We start from the raw sequence: 17,376 nt of genomic DNA, 5'->3' as shown, positions 1-17,376 counted from the left end.
TGTCAGTATGTCGGCCAGTTTCATCAGTCTGTCCGACTGCTGTTGGCGCTAGGATTCGCATGACGTGCCTTGGGTGCTTGCAAAACAGGTCGGGACCAGGCGTAGCAACACGCTGCGCCGCTGCTTTGCAGGCATCAAACAGATAATTAAGGAATCCATATGAGCAGGGAAGTCGTGGTGGTAGGCGGTGTGCGGACCGCGATCGGCAAATTCGGCGGTAGCCTGAAAGATGTACCGCCGACCGAACTCGGTGCAATCGTCGTGCGCGAAGTGCTCGCGCGCAGCCACGTCGAAGCCACGGATGTGGGTCATGTGGTGTTCGGCAATGTCATCGCCACGGAGCCGCGGGATTTTTACCTGTCTCGCGTCGCCGCGATCAACGCAGGCATTCCTGAATCGACGCCTGCGTTCAACGTCAACCGGCTGTGCGGTTCGGGCCTGCAGGCGATCGTTTCCGCCGCGCAAACGATTCTGCTCGGCGATGCCGAGGTAGCGATCGGCGCCGGTGCCGAGAACATGAGCCGCGCGCCGTACATCACGACCGAAGCGCGCTTCGGCGCACGCATGGGCGACGCACGCCTCATCGACATGATGCTGGGCGCGCTCAATGATCCTTTCCACACTGTGCCGATGGGTGTCACTGCCGAAAATGTCGCGGGCCGTTATGGGATTTCGCGTGAACGCCAGGATAACCTCGCGCTCGAGTCGCATCATCGCGCGGCGCGGGCTATTGCCGAAGGCCGGTTCTCCAGCCAGATCGTGCCTGTCAAGCGCACGGTGAAAGGGCGCGAGAACGTCTTCGACACCGACGAACACCTGCGCCACGATGCAACGATCGACGACTTCGCGAAACTCAAGCCCGTATTTGCGAAAGAGAACGGTACGGTCACGGCGGGCAACGCTTCCGGCATCAACGACGCAGCCGCAGCCGTCCTGCTGATGTCGCGCGAAGCGGCCGAGGCGCGCGGCCTCGCGCCGATGGCGAAACTCGTGGCATATGCACACGCGGGCGTCGATCCGCTCTACATGGGCATTGGCCCGGTGCCGGCTACGCGTCTTGCGTTGCAGCGCGCGGGATTGTCCGTCGCGGATCTCGATGTGATCGAGTCGAACGAGGCCTTCGCCGCACAGGCATGCGCGGTCGTACAGGAACTGGGCCTCGACCCTGAAAAGGTGAACCCGAATGGTTCGGGTATTTCGCTCGGCCATCCCATTGGCGCGACTGGCGCACTGATTGCCGTGAAGGCGCTGCACGAACTCAAGCGCATTGGCGGCCGCTACGCGCTCGTCACGATGTGCATTGGCGGCGGGCAGGGTATCGCCGCCATTTTCGAAAACATTCAGTAATCGTTGAATGCGGCTTCGGTCGCGCGATAAAAAGCAATGCAAATCGAAACATTGGGAATTGTCGGCGCCGGGACGATGGGCTCCGGCATCGCGCAGGTCGCCGCGCTCGCTGGCCTGCGCGTGATCATGGTCGACGTCAGCGACGCGGCACTCGACAGAGGCCTCACCGCAGTGAGGGGAAGTCTCGATCGGCTCATAGCGAAAGACAAGTTGGACGCGGCGGCGTGCGACGCCGCGCTTGCGCGCATCGAGACGTCCACGGACTATCAGCGACTCGGTGCTGCCGGGCTGATTATCGAAGCGGCCACCGAAAGCCTCGATCTGAAATTGCGCATTTTGAAGCAGATTGAAGCGGTCGCGCGGCCCAACGCCATTCTCGCTTCCAATACGTCTTCAATTTCGATCACCACGCTGGGTGCTGCGCTTTCCGACCCGTCGCGCCTGGTCGGCATGCACTTCTTCAATCCAGTGCCGCTGATGCCGCTCGTTGAAATCATCCGGGGACTCGAAACCGGCAGCGCCGCCGCGGAGGCGGTCCGCGAACTGACATTGCGGCTCGGCAAGTCGCCAATCAGCGTGCGCAATTCGCCGGGCTTCGTGGTCAACCGCATTCTCGTGCCGATGATCAACGAGGCTTTCTTCCTGCTGGCTGAAGGCGTTGCGCCCGCCGAGGATATCGACACCGGTATGCGTCTCGGCGCGAATCAGCCGATTGGCCCGCTGGCGCTGGCCGACATGGTTGGGCTCGATGTGGTTCTTTCGGTCACGGACGTCTTTTACAAGGACTTCGGCGATTCGAAATACCGCGCGTGTCCGTTGCTTCGTGAACTGGTGGCCGCCGGACGTCTGGGCCGCAAGACTGGGCGCGGTGTCTATCGTTACGACTAGGAGAGTTGCAAGGGAATCGGCGTTGCGTGTTTGGGTCGGGGGGGCGCAACGCTGAATAGGCGGATATTTCAACTTGGCCGCTACAAATTAAAGTGCGATAAATTATATTATGTAAAATAAAGCAGGAGCGTGCGAACGCCGAACTATGGCGCCAGTCTCGTTTTGCCTGATCGGCATGAGCGTAAGCAACGATGCGGAAGTCCAGTGAGGGAAAGTTGCGCCGGCTTTTCCGGCGCCAACGCGCTCGTATTGATACGGCTCAGATAGTCAGGGATTAGATCGTCGCCCGGCGATACGCGCTCAAATCGCGGATCAAGCCAGCCTGAGAAACTGTTCTTCGCGGCGCGCCCTCAACATGGCCAGGTCCGTCCGCAAAACGCTTCGCGCTTCGTCGAGCCATGGCGCCAGGGAGTCTCCCGCGCCGCGCTCCATCTCCGCAAGGCGGTCCAGGCGGGCCCTGATCTCGGCATCGATATTTAGCATGGCCACCAGCACGTCCTCGCTACATTGCCGCATCGTCTCGTCTCCATCGATGATTTTCAGTTCTACTTAGTTAGTCAAGCCATCGGGCACCGTCATTGCGAATGCCCACCTGCCTCTCGATGCGCTGGCGTTTCAAGTCGATCGAGACGGCCAAGCAGATCCTTTGCCTGCTTCTCAATGTGCATGGGTAGCAAAGGCATTGCCAGAATGCCCCGAAGCCTCGTCCGCCAGTAGCCGAGGCTAACCACCGTCCCCGTCTCCATGGCGCGAATGCTGTCGGCCGAATGTTCGAGATGGCTTAGTACGTTCCTGATATGCGCCAGATCCCGTTCGGCAAATTCGCTGCTCACAATTGATTCCCTGTTCGTTGTATCCACATCGTTCTTGTACGACTACCCTTCCCTTGCATCGGAGTCACCTGCTCTGCGCCCGACGCACTCAACGCCGTGACCGGGACCATTGCCACCATTCATGGTGATCGAGATTGCGCAGAAGTTCAGACCGACGCCGCTCACGCAGATAGTGCGCGGTCACGCCGACCACTGCAATAACAAGCACGATAGTGCCGGCCGCCATACCGAGCCAGGTTTGGTCCACGACAGCCTCCTAAGTTAGTTCCGGGATAACCGCCTCAGGACGCAGGCGGTGCGCATCACAAATACAGGCCGCGCTCGTGGCAAGCCATCGGGGTCACGCGAGGCATCGTCCGGCCCGCATCGGGCTGCTCGAGCGAAATCAGTTCGAGCGCGCGAAACAGGCCAACTTCCTCGCGCACAGCGTCCATCCGCTCAGACGCGTCCTTCACGAGCATCAAGGTGGCAAGTTCATGGGGCTCAGCATGACACTCGCTGGCATTGGGCCGTTTGGAAAGCAATCGGTCTCCAGCAGCGATCCGGCGCGCAATGGCTCTCCGGACGGCGCGCTAAATTAGCGCGACGGTCTTCGCCCCAGCGTCGGCGACGGCAGGACGCCCTCCCGGGCGTTCTGCGCGCCGGCGAGCAGAACGCCGCAAATCGCGAGATTCAACCGCGCGGGTTCGCTGAAGCCGGCAACCCGATGACCGGCCAGGACGGGGAACGCAGCCGGACAGGCTGCGGTTGTGGCAAACAAATTCTCTTGAGGATTGCTCACGAATTGGCTCCAGGTGCTCACCAAAAGGCGTGGCCGCTGCCACTGCGGCGGATCGTCCGCACACCGGCGCCGGCAACCCGCGCGACGCCCGCCGAACAATCTAGAGACTTCATTCTAACTTTGTTAAATCCACGCCATCGTCGCTTCTTGATAAGGGGTTTCACCAATATGCAGGAACGTGCTGACGAGGTTGGCGCCACGATGCATGATCGGTCGGCTGTGCCCATTCAAAACCGGTGCGCTCGCAACGTCGCGCCCTATGTTACGGATCCGCCGTGACAGCCCCGCGACGAATACGTCCGTGCTGTTTCGCAAACGGTCATCAACTTGCGCCACGTTGGGCGCTCATCCTGCTGCCCGCGTTGACCGTGCTGATCCTGGCCGTGCTATGAGATCGCGCGGCTCATCAAGTTCGGGTTTGAGAGTTTGCCCACGACGTTCGATCTCAAGAAGTACTAGTCCTACGAACTCGTCACGGCCGAGGCATCGCGTTGCAGGGGACGGTTGTGGGCACAGACGGACGCGTGCTCGTATCGACGATTCCGTTTTCCGGCGAAATCGACTTGAGTGACCGCGAGCATTTCCGAATGCATCGCCAGCGCGCAGATGTCTGCTGCTATACCGCCACTGCTGCCCCCGACAATCCCGCAATCATCTTGCGACTGCCGTGCTTCTCCCAAGAAAAATCGCGAGCTTTGCGCTGATGCGATCAGCCCGGTTAGGGCAAACCCCTCTTTCACTGCTCCGGAATAACGATATACAAATCCATTATTTGAAAAACACATTCTGAGCGCGTAAGAATGTGAAATCAGAATTCTTCCGCGCCCCGACACCGACCGAAAGATGGAACTACGCCAGCTCGAAGCCTTCGCCGCAGTGATCACGACCGGTAGCGTGACCGCCGCCGGCCGCCTGCTGGGGCGCTCGCAGCCAGCGATCACGCGGCTGATACAGGAGCTCGAAACCGAGGTCGGTTATGCGCTGTTCACGCGCAACGGCCCGCGCGTCACGCCGACCGAGCAAGGCATCCTGCTCTATCAGGACGTCGAGCACGTGCTGACGGGACTGCATCAGATCCAGAAGCGTGCCGGGGAGATTGGCCGCGGGGAAACCCGTCCGCTGCGCATTGCCGCCACGTCCGCGCTCGCCGCCGGCCTCGTGCCCGTCGCGCTCGCGCGCACCGATCTGGCAGGTGCTGCGCAGACGATCCAGCTGCGCAGCATGCCCCCCGAGCAGGTCGTGCACGATGTCCTCACCGGCGCGGCCGACATTGGCGTGGCGAGCCTGCCGCTCGAACACCGCGGCGTGATCGTGCACTGGATCGGGCAATCCGCATGCGTTGCGGCGCTGCGCGACGACGATCCGCTAGCGCAGCATGACCGGCTGCCGCTGTCGGCCTGCGAGGGCCGGCGCATCGTCACCATGCAGAACCCCTATCGCCTGCGCCGCCGGCTCGACCATGCGTTCGCGCTGGCAGACGTCACGCCGGCCGGACTCATCGAAACGAATTCGTCGATGAACGCGCTGACCGCGGTTCGCGCCGGTCTCGGCATCTCGGTGCTCGAACCGGTCACGGCCTACGGCATGCCGCTTCCCGGCGTCGCGATCCGAACAATCGACGCCGACATTCCCTATTTCTTTGGCGTGATCTCGCGCGATGCCATCACGCTGCCCCCCGTGGCGGCGACGCTCATCGACGCGCTCGCCGACGCAGCCCGCGCCGTGCTGCCCGATTTCGCGCTGCGCGCGAGCGCCGATCACGCCCAAGTCCTGCAGTCGCTGTATGGCGATCTGCCTGCCAACAAGGAATCTTTGCTGTAATGAATCCGACCACCCCATCGTCCGCAGGTCTCGCCGCGCTCGAAGCCCGCCTGCGCGAGGATCTCGCGTGGCTCGAACTGCCCGCGAAGCGCTGGATACCCGAACGCACCCTTGACGGCCGCCCCGTTATCAACGTGGCGATCGTCGGCGGCGGTATGGCGGGCCTTGCGCTGGCCGCCGCGCTCGACCATCTCGGCATCGGCGCCGTCATCTACGATCAGTCGCCGCGCGGCTTCGAAGGCCCGTGGGCCACCACGGCGCGCATGGAAACACTACGTTCTCCGAAGCAGCTCACTGGCCCCGCGCTCGGCGTGCCCTCGCTCACGTTCCGCGCGTGGTTCGAAGCGCAGTTCGGCGTAGAGGCGTGGGATGCGCTCGACAAGATCCCGCGCCTGCAATGGATGGACTATCTGCGCTGGTATCGCGATGTACTCGATATCGATGTGCGCAACGAACACCGGGTCACCGCGATCACGCCACGCGCGGACGGCGGCGTCGCGCTGTCTGTCACGAGCCTCGCCGGCAGCGAGACCGTCTTTGCGCGCCACGTCGTCCTCGCGACGGGCCGCGACGGGCTGGGCGGCCCGTCCGTGCCTGCATTCGCGCGTGATCTGCCGCGCCGCTTCTATGCCCACTCGTCCGATGTAATGGACTACGGCACGCTGCGCGGCAAGCGGGTCGGCGTCATCGGCGCGGGTGCGTCGGCGATGGATAGCGCGGCAACCGCGCTCGAAGCGGGCGCGGCCTCGGTTGATCTGCTGATTCGCCGCGCGGACATCCCGCGTATCAACAAAGGCAAGGGCGCGGGCAATCCGGGCCTCACGCACGGCCATGTCGCGCTGTCCGACGACTGGAAGTGGCGCATCCGCCACTACATCAACGTGCAGCAGGTGCCACCGCCTCGCGGCAGTACGCTGCGGGTGTCGCGCCACGCCAACGCGCGATTCAACCTCGGCGCGCCAGTCGCCGGTATCGAGCAAGTGGACAACGAACTGTACGTAAGTACACCGAAGGGTGTCTTCGTACTGGACTTCCTGGTGTTCGCAACGGGCTTCCGTATCGATCTGGCAAGCCGCCCGGAATTCGCGTCGTTCGCCCGTCACGTGCGTGCGTGGAAAGACCGCTACGCGCCGCCCGCAGGCGACGATGACATCGAGCTTGCCGATTCGCCCGATCTCGGAGCGGCCTTCGAGTTTCAGGAAAGGACGCCCGGCGCGTGCCCCGGGCTCGACCGCATTCACTGCTTTTGCGCGCCCGCGACGCTCTCGCACGGCGCGCTGTCGGGCGACATCCCGGCCGTCAGCGAAGGCGCGAAGCGGCTCGCACAGGGTCTTGCCGCGACGTTCTATCGTGAGGATGTCGAATTGCATTACGCCAACATGGCGACTTTCGCCGAACCGGAAGTCGAAGGCGACGAATGGACGCCCGCGCCGCCGCCTCCGGCACTCGCCGAGCGCGAGGCGAAATGAGCGTGTGAATCCGCAGTCTTCCGGAATTGACCATGACATACGACACTGACGACGACATCATCGATCGCGTCGCCGACCTGGGGCCCGACTCGGCCACGCATGCATTGCGGCACCAGCGCGCCAAGGTGGTGGAAGCGACCCAGGGCAGCTACGACGCGCTGTTCGATCCCGCACTCGACGGCCTCACGCTCGTCGAGCGGTTACTCGTCGCGCTCTATGCGAGCCGACTGGCCCCCTCCCCGGCGCTCGTTGCCCACTACCGCGCCGAACTGGCCGCACACGAGGTCGATGCGGCGACGCTCGCCGCTGTGGCAACGGGTGCGCCGGAGGATCTGTCTGCGCCGCGCCTGCGCGCGATCCTCGCGTTCACGCGTACGCTGATCGAAAATCCGGTCGCTGGCGACAAGGCCGCGCTGCAGACGCTGCCCGCCGCCGGACTGACGACGCCCGCCGTCGTCGCGCTCGCACAACTCATCGCCTTTCTGTCGTATCAGACGCGCCTCGTCGCGGGTCTGCAAGCCCTCAAGCAGCTGGAGCGCTCATCATGACGGGCATCATCCGATCGCACGGCTTCACGAACGAATCACTTGAATGGGATGCGTGGCTCGACGTTGTCGACCTCGACCATGCCACGACGGATCAGATCGCCGTTCTCGAAGAAAGCCATCCCAAGGCAAAAGTCTCGGACTACTACCGATTTCTGGTCCATCAACCCGCAATCCTGCGGCAGCGCTCCGCCGCGTTCAACGCGATCATGTACGCGCCCGGTGGCTTGCCTCGCGCGGAACGGGAACTTTCGACCACGGTTGTCTCGCGGCTCAACGGCTGTGTGTATTGCGCGTCGGTTCATGCCCAGCGTTTCGAGCAGCTCGCCAAGCGCAACGATGTTATCCGCCAGGTGTTTGCCGATCCTCACAGCGCCGGCACGACAAAGCGCGAAGAGGCGATCGCGCGCTTCTCGGCTGCGCTGACCGAGCACCCGAACGAGATCGAGGCAGGCCAGTTGCGCGAATTGCGCGAGGCCGGTCTTACGGATGCTGAAATTCTCGACCTGATCCATTCGATCGCCATTTTCGCGTGGGCAAACCGGCTGATGCTCAATCTCGGCGAACCCGTGTTTCCCGAGCCGGCGCCCGCCGCCTGACCAGAACCATGCTGGACCGCCCTTCAACCCATACCCGGGGATAGCCGATGGAAACTCAACCAGGCATCAAGCCTGTAATCGTGGCCGCCGTGCTGGCCAATGCGATGGAGTGGTTCGATTTCACCATCTTCGCAGCGATGACGCCGATCATCAGCAAGCTGTTTTTTCCGGCCTCGCACGGCGGAGCGGGTGCGGATCTGAACGCCATCCTGCTGACCACGGCCCTCTTCGGCGCGGGCTTTTTCATGCGGCCCGTGGGCGGCGTGTTGCTCGGCCTGTACGGCGATACGTATGGCCGCAAGGCCGCCATGACGCTCGGCATGGGCATCATGGCGCTTGCCGCCGCGATCATGACCTTCGCGCCGACCTATGCGACGGCCGGTCTCGCGGCGCCGCTGCTCATGCTCGCGGCCCGGCTCCTGCAAGGATTCTCGATAGGCGGTGAGTTCGGCACTTCGACGGCATTCCTGATCGAACTGGCGCCCCCGAATCGCACCGGATTTTACGGATCGTGGCAGATGAGCGGACAACTCATGTCGACGATGCTGGGCGCCGCGCTCGGCATGGTGGTCACGCAGGCGTTCACGCCCGAGCAGCAGCTCGCGGGCGCCTGGCGCATCCCATTCGCGGTGGGGCTACTCATTGCGCCGCTGACTGTCTACCTGCGCCGCCACGCAAGCGAAACCTACGCACGCATCCACGCAGCGCCGCGCGCCCGGGCGACGGAGGCGGCCGCTGTCAAGCGCGGATTGTCGGACTATCTGATCGGTATGGGCATGGTGGTGGCGAGCACCGTGACGTTTTACGTTACGTTCGGCTACACCGTCACCTACGCGAAGCAGATTCTCAAACTGCCCGTTTCGGAAAGCTTCATGGTGCAGATGATCGCGGCCATCGTCATGCTGATCGTCACCCCGATCGCGGGCGCGCTATCCGACCGCTACGACCGCAAGACACTGCTGGTCGGCTCGCTGGGCGCGTACCTGGTTGCGGTCTATCCGCTCTATGCGTGGGTCGTGGCGGCGCCGTCGGTTCCCCGGCTCCTGCTTACGCAGATCGTGATCGGCGTGCTGAGCGCGTCCTTCCTTGGCGTCTATTGCACGACGCTTGCCGAGATGTTCCCCAAGCGTACGCGCGCGACGTCGCTCGCCGTGGTCAATAATGTCGTTGTCCTGATTTTCGGCGGCTTTGCACAGACCTTCGTGACGTGGCTCATCGCGCTCACGGGCTCGCCGCTGGCGCCGGTGCTCTACGTGATGATCGGCATCGCGCTCAGTCTCGTAGCCGTCATGGCGCTGAAGCCGAGCCATTTCAGGCAGAGCAGCGCAAACGCCGCTCAAACTACCGGATGACGCAGCGGGTTTTTTGCAGCTTCAAGGGAGCGGCGTCGAGGATTTCGCGGCAGGAGCGTGGCGTGACGCGGACCACGCCTCATTTCACCGTTCTGTCGTCAAGACTCCGCCGCCGTCCGCTTCTGTCCGTGCGTTCGCCTTGTTTCCCACACGTTCGATCTGCACTTGCATCGACCGCGCGTCTGTCAAACCCAGGGTCTTCGCCGCGGCATAGGAGAGATCGATGATCCGGCCTTTGACGTAGGGGCCGCGATCGTTGATGCGCACGACAACCGACTTTCCAGTCGCCAATGATTTGACGCGCACATAGCTGCCGAGCGGCAATGTCCGGTGCGCAGCCGTCAGTGCGCCGGGATCAAAGCGTTCTCCGTTTGCGGTCTGACGCCCCTGGAATTTTTCCGCATACCACGAAGCCTCGCCGGATTGCACCATCTCGTGCCGCGTGCGACAGGAATCAACGCCGCAGGCAGCCTGTTTGGGGGCGATCTGTCCGCAAGCTGTAAATAAGGCGCAGATTGCGAACACTGCCGCATAGCGGGGTGATGGCGTCATAGACCACATGTCAGTCAATGAGCGGGAAGTAAACGTTTTCAAGGTTCTGCGCATTTCGCGTGCCCGGGCAAGCCAAAATCCTCGCAACTTTTCCGGTTTCTTGCAATGGGTTTGAAAGTCCGGCCCTCATTTCGCTGCGGGTGACGAACCCGAACAAAGCCCCCCTCCATCCGGAGGAAGGGCCTCTTCATCGCAATGTCTTACTGACCGAAGTAAATCGGCTTCATGCTGTCACCGGCCGTGGGCGCGCCAGACGCCGACCCGCCGCTAACCATCCCGCCGTAGCTGCTCCCGCCATTCTGCGCTGCCACGCGCGCTTCGGCAGCCTGAATATCGGCTGGATAGTTCGTGTTGTCGCCGTCACCAGGGTGGTAGCCGGCCTGTTCCAGCTGCTCGAGCTCCGCGCGGACCTGCTCAGGAGTCACGGCAGAGTTCGATTGCGCGAACGAAACAACCGGAGCCGACGCGATGATAAGGATGACGAATGTTTTACCAAGGGATTTCATGGTGAGCTTCCTCTAACGATTGCCACATGGGGTGCGGCGAGCCTTCTTGTCCGCACAAACAAGCCGCTTCACTTCGCTGTTTCCTCCTGTATCGGTTTCATTTCCAGGCGTTGTATTTGTTTGCTCGCAGCGTCCTGCTTGATGGACAGGCTGCTCCGTGCTTCCGTTGCCACCATTCGTGGTGATCGAAGTTGCGCAGAAAATCTGCCCTCCTACGCTCACGAAGGTAGTGCGCCACCACGCCAACCACAGCGACAACAAGCACGATCGTGCCGGCAGCCATACCCAGCCACGTTTGGTCCACGTCAGCCTCCGCGGTTACGCCTCTGCATTTCATAGGTCGTCGGACTCTCAACCGTGGCAGCGGCGCTCGCCAACGGAGTTCTCCGGCATGCCGTCGCCATGCACGCCAGCAGGGGCGCGATAGCGACTCGCGGCACACTATGCAGGGGGCATGCCATCCGGGCGCGATCCGCGTAGAGCCCATCCCAGCGTGCATCGCGACGATGCGAGTTTGGGCGCGACCATCACCTGGACAAGCGGTGTTGGGCAATCGCCAACAGGCCAAAGCAGCGTTCGGATAGCGACGCGCCAGGCGGCCAGGATAGGCGAGCAGCCTTGGCTCCTCCAGTTGCATGAGCGATATGGCTGCGCCGTGCAGCGCTTCGGCGTGGTCGGGATTCGTCTGCAGGATCGATTGCAGGTCGTGCACCGTGGCCTCGATGCGGCCGGGGGAGATCTGCTGCTTCGCCTGGGCGAGCGGCGCAACGATCGCGTCAGGCATGGGAACGCGAGGCGCTCGCGCCCGGAGGCATGGATGAGTACGCAAGGCGGGGTTTTACCTCTGCCGCGCTCGGCCCATTTCGTCACGCCCCGTCGCTGGGAATCGCAATAAGGATCAGTTCAGTCAATTCGATTCGTTGAATAACATGTATTTCTTCGCGTTATTCATTTGCTGTAATAATTCATTATATTACTCGTCGAGTATTTCTCGAAATGACCATCGAAATAATAAAAATAAGGCGTTTCACCAACAGCGTAGGTGTTGCAGAACACCCTTGTTTTACCGGATATTTTGACTTATCGCGGTGAAGACGTAACAAGCCGGAATAGGTAAGGCAATGTTAGCCAGTAATCGTGGCATGCATGCCACAATTACTGAAGTTCACTCCATATATCGCGTTATGCTCCGCGCTCGCTCGCTTTCGAGCGAAAATCAAAGCAATGGAGTAACGATGAAAAAGAACACCCTATCCGCTCTCGCAGTCGCCGCTGCATCTTTCGCCAGCGTGGCACACGCACAAAGCTCGGTTACGCTTTACGGATTGATCGACGCTGGCGTCTTGTACACGAGCAACCAGTCGGGCAGCTCGAACGTGCAGCAGTCAAGCGGCGCGCTCAACGGCAACCGTTGGGGGCTGCGCGGTAGCGAAGACCTGGGCGGCGGCCTCAAAACGATCTTCGTGCTCGAGAGCGGCTTCAGCATTTCGACCGGCGCGGCGAAGCAGAACAGCCGCATGTTCGGCCGCCAGGCGTTCGTGGGCCTTTCGAGCGACCAGGCCGGCGCGGTCACGCTGGGTCGTCAGTACGACAGCGTGGTCGACAACCTGGGCGGGCTGTCGCTGAACGGCACGCAGTACGGTGGCACGCTCGCCGCGCACCCGTACGACAACGACAACCTCAATAACTCGTTCCGCGTGAGCAATTCGCTCAAGTACCAGAGCGTGAACTACGGCGGCCTCAAGTTCAATGCGCTGTACGGCTTCTCGAACGCCGCAGGCGGCTTCGCGAATAACCGCGCATACAGCCTCGGCGCCACGTACTCGTTCGGCGGCCTCAAGGCGGGTGCGGGCTATCTCCAGTTGAACAACGCGGGTTCGAGCATCAACAGCAGCGGCGCGGTCAGTGACGACGCCACCTTCTCCGCTTCGCGTCAGCGCACGTACGGCGCGGGCCTGAACTACGCCTTCGGCGCGGCCAACGTGGGTTTCGTGTTCACGCAGACGCAGTTGAGCAATCTCACGGCTATCAACTCTGCGAACGCGGGTGCGACGACTTCGCTCGCTGGCAACAGTGCGCGCTTTACCAACTACGAAATCAACGGCCGCTACGCGTTTACGCCTGCGTTCACAGTGTCGGGTGCTTACACGTACACGGATGCGAGCCTGGAAGGCGTGAATCCGAAGTTCCATCAGTTCACGTTGCAAGGCGATTACGCGCTTTCGAAGCGCACCGACCTCTACGCCGAAGCCGCGTATCAGCGTGTCGTGGATGGCGAGGGCAAGATTCACGCGGACATCATGGGAGTTTCCGCGTCGGATTCGAACTCGCAAGCCGTGGCGACCGTGGGTATCCGCCATCGCTTCTAAGGCGGCCACGCATGATCCGTCGCCTGTAGCGGGACGGTCGCGCGAAATCTGATCGCCGCGCAAACGGTGAACCGGCATAGGCAGGCGGACGCTTCGGTGTCGGCCTGCCTATGTGCTTTCCAGAGATGCCGCGCCGAAGCGCCGACACACGTGACTACCGATTCATGCTCTATACGGGCGCGTCAAGCAATTGACGGGCTTCTCGCAAGTCTGCCGTTTCGAACCCCTCGGTGAATGATTCATAAACAGAGGCGAGTATTTCCCGGGCTGCACGCGTGCTTCCCACTTCCGTATGAAGCTGCGCCAGGCTCAACGCCGCGCGCAGTTCGAGCGATCTGGCACCTCGGCGGCGAGCGATTGCGATGGCTTGGTTGAAACTCCCCTGCGCCGCATCGCGGTCCGCGGCTGCGATGCTCGAAAGCCCTGCTGGAAGCTGCGACAACGCACCTTTGAGCCGATACAACTCGGCCTCGTGATACCGTTCGTCCGACGTTTCGCAAGCCGCGATTGCCTCGGCCAGCGCATGTTGCCCGGGCTCGCGCAAACCCGCCCTGGCGTAGGTTTCAGCCAACAAAGCCAGAAAGTACGAGCGGCCAAGGCGAGCGCCGGTCGCTTCATAGTCGGCGAGGCCGCGGCGCACCTGCGCAATACCCTCCTCTTTTTCTCCTGCCTCCGAGAGCGCCCAGCCGTGGAGCATGGTCGCCCACGCGAGAATCATGGGAAAGCCCTGCTCCGTCGCAAGCGCGATGGCGGCCTCAGCGCAGGCACGTGTTTGTGCAGCCTCGCGACGCAATTGATGAAGCTCGGCCTTGAAGATGAGCGTCTGGCCGAGACTGACCAGATCGTGTATCGAGCGGGCGCGATTGATCGCTTGCTCAGCATGCCTTAACGCTGCATCCGGGTAGCCCATGTGCCAAAGAACGAGACCCAGGCTGCCTTCGCCGACGCTGCGCGGATCGCGCCCGTGCGCAAAGATCTCTTCATCGAGCTGCCCGGCGTCCTGAAGCGCCGACGATTTCGCCAGGCCGGCAAGATAGGCATGCGCGGAGGGAAGCTCGCCGAGCCGGAACAGGCTCATACCGAGCAGATAATGCGCTTCCATGACCTGCGTGGGATTGTCCGCGTGCTCTGCAAGTGCGAGCATTCGTTCGGCGATTTCTTTAGCCGTTTTATATTCCGCACTCAACTGATAAAACATACGCAGCCCGCTTTGAACCCGGAACAGATGCAGCGTTCGCCCAGCCAGCCTGCACAGATCCAGCGCACGTGAGTAGTTCGCTTCCACGTCGCGAGAAGCCCATCCTCTCGCGGCCATCAAGACTGGCCCGATAGCAAGCCGCAACGCGAGTTCACGGTCTGCCCGTTCGGGCGTCTCAGGCAGGCCTGAGAGCAGATCCAGCGCCATGCCGAGCTGGCGCAGCGCCTCGGCGTTAGCCGAACGTTGCGACGCCTGTTGACCGGCGCTATGCAAATACTCTACCGCTTTGGGTACGTTTCCACTGAGGCTGTAGTGATGCGCAAGTTCGTTCCAGTATTCCTTGAGGCGCGTATGGAAAAGCGTTTCTATCGCCTGGCCGATGCGTTCGTGCAGAAGCCGTCGCCGCTCGGCAAGCATGGAACTGCCGGCCACTTCCTGCGTCAATGCATGCTTGAAGCCATACTCCACATCCGGAAAGGCGGGCTGCTCGTAAATGAACTCCCCCGCTTCCAGACGTGACAAGCTCGCGTGCAGGTCGTCGTCCGGCAGGTCGACGACGTACTGGACAAGATTTGCCGGGAACGTCTTGCCAATCACCGCGAGCGTCTGCAACAACGCTTTGTCCGCGGCATGCAGCCGATCGATACGCGCAGCGAGCACGCCCTGCACCGTCGTTGGGATATGCAACGCGACCGGTGCTGCTTCCATTCGGTAGTGACCAGGCTCCCCCACGAGTACGTGTTCTTCGGCCAGAGTTTGTACGACTTCTTCGATAAAGAACGGATTGCCTTCCGTTTTGTCGAGCACATGCTGCTTGACGCCAGAAAGCGTTCGATCGTCGCCGACGAGCGCGCTGATCAGGCCCTGCGCATCGGCACGATCCAGTGGCTCCAGAGCCAACTGCGTATACCCGCTGCGATCTCCCCAATCATGCTGATACTCCGGGCGATAGTTCAGCAGCAACAGAAGGTGTGCGCTCGATACGCGTTCAATCAGGTAAGCGAGGAAGGCTTGCGTCTCACTGTCGAGCCATTGCAGGTCCTCGAACACCAGAACGACGGGTTCGTTCGCGCTTTCGCGCACGAAGAGTTGCGTGATGGCTTCGAACGTGCGGTCGCGCCGAATTTGCGAATCCATTTGCGCGAGGGCCGGACTCGTTTCGCCGACCGCGAGGAGATGGAGCAAATAAGGCACCCCGTCCTCGAGATTGCGTTCGAGGGAAAGCACGCGGCCCGTCACCTTTTCGCGGCTTCGCCGTTCGTCGTCTTCGGATGTGATCTGAAAGTAGTTCTTCAGCAATTCGATGAGCGGCAAATACGCGAACGACTTGCCGTGCGAAACCGAGAACGTCTCCACGACGAGGCAGCCTTTTAGCGCCGAGCGTTTGAACTCATGAAAGAGCCGCGATTTCCCCACGCCCGCTTCGCCAACCACGCCGACGATGCTGCATCGCCTGGCTCGCGTCGCATCGAGCGCTCCGCGCAATGTCGCGAGTTCAGGCGCGCGACCGACGAACCTGGCAAGTCCGCGCCGCTCGGCCACCTGAAGTCGTGTGCGTAGCACACCAGGCCCCTGGACCTCATACACGGCAAGCGGTTCGGCCACGCCTTTGACCTGCGTCTGCCCCAAGGCCTTGAACTCGAAATAGCCCTCGGTCAACCGGTAAGTGGACTGGCTGACCAGTATCGATGCCGGTGTCGCAATGGCCTCCATGCGCGAGGCAATATGGATCGTGTTGCCGACAGGGTCATAGTCGGCTTGCAGATCGTTCTTGTGGATCGAACGCATGAGGACCTCGCCGGTGTGGACACCCACGCGTATCTGCAAGGGAATGCCGCGCTCGAGGCGAATGCGGTCGCTATGACGGCGCATGGCCTGCTGCATTCTGAGTGCGGCATATAGCGAGCGCTGCGGATGGTCTTCGTGTGCGATCGGCGCGCCAAACAAGGCCAGAATGCCGTCGCCGAGCAATTTCGCAACAAAGCCCTCGTAATGATGAACGGCCTCCATCATCAATTCGATGACGGGCGCAATCAGCCCGTGAGCCTCTTCCGGGTCCAGCCCGTATATGAGTGCAGTCGAGCCGGCCATGTCCGCAAACAATGCGGTAATCGTCTTACGTTCGCTGACCGCTTTGCCGCGGGCTTCAAGAGCCGCCTGCGCGGCGTGAATCTGCTCAGCCAGGTGAGAAGGCGTGTAATCGACAGGGGATGGGAGCGACGCAGTGTCAGCGACCTGTGTGCCGCACTGCTCGCAAAATCTCGCGCCCTCGCGGCATTCGAAGCCACAATTTGTGCAGCGCATATAGCCCCTGATCTAGAGAGACGCCCTCCATGGCAATTACCATTAAAAGCTCAATCTATCGGGGCATCAAGCTGACTCGCGAGCGCGTTCAAATCCTCCACGACGAAATCCCACGCCTCGTCCGCTTCCAGGTCCGTCTTCTGATCGGGCCCGTGCTCGGTCGGCCGCACGACGAATGCGGTCGAAAGACCGAGCCGGCGCGCTGCGGCAAGGTCGCCGTTATGCGCCGCGACAAGGCACAGTTCGGCGGGCGCGAGACCCAGAATGTCCACCGTCTCGCTGTACACCTGCGGTGAGGGTTTGTAAGCGCGAACCACTTCAGCGCCGAGAATGGCGTCCCACGGCAACGCGGCGCGCTTCGCCATATCGACCATGAGCCGGATGTTTCCATTGGACAAGGGCGCGATGATGAATCGGCGTTTCAGGCGGCCCAGCGCGCCGACCGCATCCGGCCACGGATCGAGCCGATGCCAGGCCAGATTGAGTTCGTCGATCTCGGCGTCCGTCACCCCGGCAATGCCGCGACGTTCCAGCACCTTCAAGAGGTTCTCACGATGCAGAACGTCGAGGCGCACGTATGGCCGGCGCCCGCTGCGGATTTCCTCCATCGAGGGCGAATACTCGCGTCGCCAGGCGTCGGCGAATTCGAAAGCATCGAGGTTCGGCGCGTGGCGCTGCAGAAAAGCGGCGGCTTCTCTCGCAACACCGCTTCGCCAGTCCACCACGGTGCCGAAAACGTCGAATACAAGGGCCTTGATTTCGGTGGGGTTCGTCATAGGGGCCAGAAGGGGCAGTTGATCGGAGGCCAACCG

19 protein-coding genes are annotated in these 17,376 nt (G+C 62.0%); 8 read left to right on the top strand and 11 right to left on the bottom strand.

From position 1 onward, the window contains the following. Positions 1 to 159 precede the first annotated feature (159 nt). On the top strand, positions 160 to 1,347 hold the full coding sequence (bktB, locus tag L0U83_RS19410; protein ID WP_233885565.1) for a beta-ketothiolase BktB: 1,188 nt from the start codon (positions 160 to 162) through the stop codon (positions 1,345 to 1,347). 36 nt (positions 1,348 to 1,383) lie between these two features. Then, positions 1,384 to 2,235: a 3-hydroxybutyryl-CoA dehydrogenase gene (locus L0U83_RS19405; protein WP_233885564.1), complete on the top strand. Its 852-nt coding sequence runs from the start codon at positions 1,384 to 1,386 to the stop codon at positions 2,233 to 2,235. A gap of 312 nt (positions 2,236 to 2,547) precedes the next feature. On the opposite strand, the gene L0U83_RS19400 is transcribed toward L0U83_RS19405, so the two are convergent. The 6 genes from L0U83_RS19400 to L0U83_RS19375 all read right to left on the bottom strand — a co-directional run bounded on the left by L0U83_RS19400 (position 2,548) and on the right by L0U83_RS19375 (position 4,185). Then, positions 2,548 to 2,751: a hypothetical protein gene (locus tag L0U83_RS19400; RefSeq protein ID WP_233885563.1), complete on the bottom strand. Its 204-nt coding sequence runs from the start codon at positions 2,749 to 2,751 to the stop codon at positions 2,548 to 2,550. Between the two features lie 59 nt (positions 2,752 to 2,810). Continuing rightward, a complete protein-coding gene (locus L0U83_RS19395) occupies positions 2,811 to 3,095 on the bottom strand; it encodes a hypothetical protein (RefSeq protein WP_233885562.1) in 285 nt (94 codons plus the stop codon). Between the two features lie 61 nt (positions 3,096 to 3,156). After that, positions 3,157 to 3,315: a hypothetical protein gene (locus L0U83_RS19390; protein ID WP_233885560.1), complete on the bottom strand. Its 159-nt coding sequence runs from the start codon at positions 3,313 to 3,315 to the stop codon at positions 3,157 to 3,159. A gap of 55 nt (positions 3,316 to 3,370) precedes the next feature. Next, entirely contained in the window at positions 3,371 to 3,592 is a 222-nt protein-coding gene (locus L0U83_RS19385; RefSeq protein WP_233885558.1) for a hypothetical protein, read from the bottom strand. A gap of 53 nt (positions 3,593 to 3,645) precedes the next feature. After that, a complete protein-coding gene (locus L0U83_RS19380) occupies positions 3,646 to 3,849 on the bottom strand; it encodes a hypothetical protein (protein WP_233885556.1) in 204 nt (67 codons plus the stop codon). A gap of 123 nt (positions 3,850 to 3,972) precedes the next feature. Beyond that, a complete protein-coding gene (locus L0U83_RS19375; protein WP_233885554.1) occupies positions 3,973 to 4,185 on the bottom strand; it encodes a hypothetical protein in 213 nt (70 codons plus the stop codon). A gap of 507 nt (positions 4,186 to 4,692) precedes the next feature. Between L0U83_RS19375 and L0U83_RS19370 the strand changes: the two genes are divergently transcribed. The 5 genes from L0U83_RS19370 to L0U83_RS19350 are packed head-to-tail and all read left to right on the top strand — an operon-like array spanning position 4,693 to position 9,635. Beyond that, the gene (locus L0U83_RS19370; RefSeq protein WP_233885552.1) at positions 4,693 to 5,670 is read left to right on the top strand and encodes a LysR family transcriptional regulator; all 978 of its coding nucleotides are present in this window, start codon (positions 4,693 to 4,695) and stop codon (positions 5,668 to 5,670) included. Next, on the top strand, positions 5,670 to 7,139 hold the full coding sequence (locus tag L0U83_RS19365) for a flavin-containing monooxygenase (RefSeq protein ID WP_233885551.1): 1,470 nt from the start codon (positions 5,670 to 5,672) through the stop codon (positions 7,137 to 7,139). Before L0U83_RS19370 ends, L0U83_RS19365 begins: the two co-directional genes overlap by 1 nt. A 32-nt stretch (positions 7,140 to 7,171) precedes the next feature. Then, entirely contained in the window at positions 7,172 to 7,687 is a 516-nt protein-coding gene (locus L0U83_RS19360; RefSeq protein ID WP_233885550.1) for a CMD domain-containing protein, read from the top strand. Beyond that, positions 7,684 to 8,283: a peroxidase-related enzyme gene (locus L0U83_RS19355; protein WP_233885549.1), complete on the top strand. Its 600-nt coding sequence runs from the start codon at positions 7,684 to 7,686 to the stop codon at positions 8,281 to 8,283. Before L0U83_RS19360 ends, L0U83_RS19355 begins: the two co-directional genes overlap by 4 nt. Positions 8,284 to 8,330: 47 nt before the next feature. Then, positions 8,331 to 9,635: an MFS transporter gene (locus L0U83_RS19350; RefSeq protein ID WP_233885548.1), complete on the top strand. Its 1,305-nt coding sequence runs from the start codon at positions 8,331 to 8,333 to the stop codon at positions 9,633 to 9,635. A gap of 84 nt (positions 9,636 to 9,719) precedes the next feature. Here L0U83_RS19350 and L0U83_RS19345 read toward each other — a convergent pair whose 3' ends face one another. From L0U83_RS19345 to L0U83_RS19335, 3 genes are all read right to left on the bottom strand, one after another. Beyond that, positions 9,720 to 10,187 carry a septal ring lytic transglycosylase RlpA family protein gene (locus L0U83_RS19345; protein WP_233885547.1) on the bottom strand — a complete coding sequence of 156 codons (468 nt, stop codon included), beginning with the start codon at positions 10,185 to 10,187 and terminating at the stop codon, positions 9,720 to 9,722. Positions 10,188 to 10,387: 200 nt separating this feature from the next. Then, on the bottom strand, positions 10,388 to 10,693 hold the full coding sequence (locus L0U83_RS19340; protein WP_233885546.1) for a DUF4148 domain-containing protein: 306 nt from the start codon (positions 10,691 to 10,693) through the stop codon (positions 10,388 to 10,390). Positions 10,694 to 10,790: 97 nt separating this feature from the next. Beyond that, complete coding sequence (locus L0U83_RS19335; protein ID WP_233885544.1) at positions 10,791 to 11,477, bottom strand: hypothetical protein; 687 nt, start codon at positions 11,475 to 11,477, stop codon at positions 10,791 to 10,793. 451 nt (positions 11,478 to 11,928) lie between these two features. Here L0U83_RS19335 and L0U83_RS19330 point away from each other — a divergent pair, with 451 nt between their 5' ends. Then, positions 11,929 to 13,062: a porin gene (locus L0U83_RS19330; protein WP_233885542.1), complete on the top strand. Its 1,134-nt coding sequence runs from the start codon at positions 11,929 to 11,931 to the stop codon at positions 13,060 to 13,062. 169 nt (positions 13,063 to 13,231) lie between these two features. Here the strand turns inward: L0U83_RS19330 and L0U83_RS19325 are convergent, their stop codons facing one another. Together L0U83_RS19325 and L0U83_RS19320 are read right to left on the bottom strand one after the other, a co-directional pair. Beyond that, positions 13,232 to 16,564, bottom strand: coding sequence for an AAA family ATPase (locus L0U83_RS19325; protein WP_233885540.1), 3,333 nt, complete (start codon positions 16,562 to 16,564; stop codon positions 13,232 to 13,234). A 50-nt stretch (positions 16,565 to 16,614) separates the two neighbouring features. After that, on the bottom strand, positions 16,615 to 17,340 hold the full coding sequence (locus L0U83_RS19320; RefSeq protein ID WP_233885539.1) for a haloacid dehalogenase type II: 726 nt from the start codon (positions 17,338 to 17,340) through the stop codon (positions 16,615 to 16,617). Positions 17,341 to 17,376: the final 36 nt, after the last annotated feature.

It is taken from the genome of Paraburkholderia flagellata, assembly GCF_021390645.1.
In the GTDB taxonomy this organism is placed as follows: domain Bacteria; phylum Pseudomonadota; class Gammaproteobacteria; order Burkholderiales; family Burkholderiaceae; genus Paraburkholderia; species Paraburkholderia flagellata.
The sequence above is the reverse complement of the archived record's forward strand: the minus strand, read 5'-3'. Positions and strand labels throughout refer to the sequence as shown.

What these genes read in the sequence shown, in the direction of transcription:
- bktB (WP_233885565.1), top strand. Translation starts at nt 160, where the DNA reads ATGAGCAGGGAAGTCGTGGTGGTAGGCGGTGTGCGGACCGCGATCGGC.
- L0U83_RS19405 (WP_233885564.1), top strand. Translation starts at nt 1,384, where the DNA reads ATGCAAATCGAAACATTGGGAATTGTCGGCGCCGGGACGATGGGCTCC.
- L0U83_RS19400 (WP_233885563.1), bottom strand. Translation starts at nt 2,751, where the DNA reads ATGCGGCAATGTAGCGAGGACGTGCTGGTGGCCATGCTAAATATCGAT.
- L0U83_RS19370 (WP_233885552.1), top strand. Translation starts at nt 4,693, where the DNA reads ATGGAACTACGCCAGCTCGAAGCCTTCGCCGCAGTGATCACGACCGGT.
- L0U83_RS19365 (WP_233885551.1), top strand. Translation starts at nt 5,670, where the DNA reads ATGAATCCGACCACCCCATCGTCCGCAGGTCTCGCCGCGCTCGAAGCC.
- L0U83_RS19360 (WP_233885550.1), top strand. Translation starts at nt 7,172, where the DNA reads ATGACATACGACACTGACGACGACATCATCGATCGCGTCGCCGACCTG.
- L0U83_RS19355 (WP_233885549.1), top strand. Translation starts at nt 7,684, where the DNA reads ATGACGGGCATCATCCGATCGCACGGCTTCACGAACGAATCACTTGAA.
- L0U83_RS19350 (WP_233885548.1), top strand. Translation starts at nt 8,331, where the DNA reads ATGGAAACTCAACCAGGCATCAAGCCTGTAATCGTGGCCGCCGTGCTG.
- L0U83_RS19345 (WP_233885547.1), bottom strand. Translation starts at nt 10,187, where the DNA reads ATGACGCCATCACCCCGCTATGCGGCAGTGTTCGCAATCTGCGCCTTA.
- L0U83_RS19340 (WP_233885546.1), bottom strand. Translation starts at nt 10,693, where the DNA reads ATGAAATCCCTTGGTAAAACATTCGTCATCCTTATCATCGCGTCGGCT.
- L0U83_RS19335 (WP_233885544.1), bottom strand. Translation starts at nt 11,477, where the DNA reads ATGCCTGACGCGATCGTTGCGCCGCTCGCCCAGGCGAAGCAGCAGATC.
- L0U83_RS19330 (WP_233885542.1), top strand. Translation starts at nt 11,929, where the DNA reads ATGAAAAAGAACACCCTATCCGCTCTCGCAGTCGCCGCTGCATCTTTC.
- L0U83_RS19325 (WP_233885540.1), bottom strand. Translation starts at nt 16,564, where the DNA reads ATGCGCTGCACAAATTGTGGCTTCGAATGCCGCGAGGGCGCGAGATTT.
- L0U83_RS19320 (WP_233885539.1), bottom strand. Translation starts at nt 17,340, where the DNA reads ATGACGAACCCCACCGAAATCAAGGCCCTTGTATTCGACGTTTTCGGC.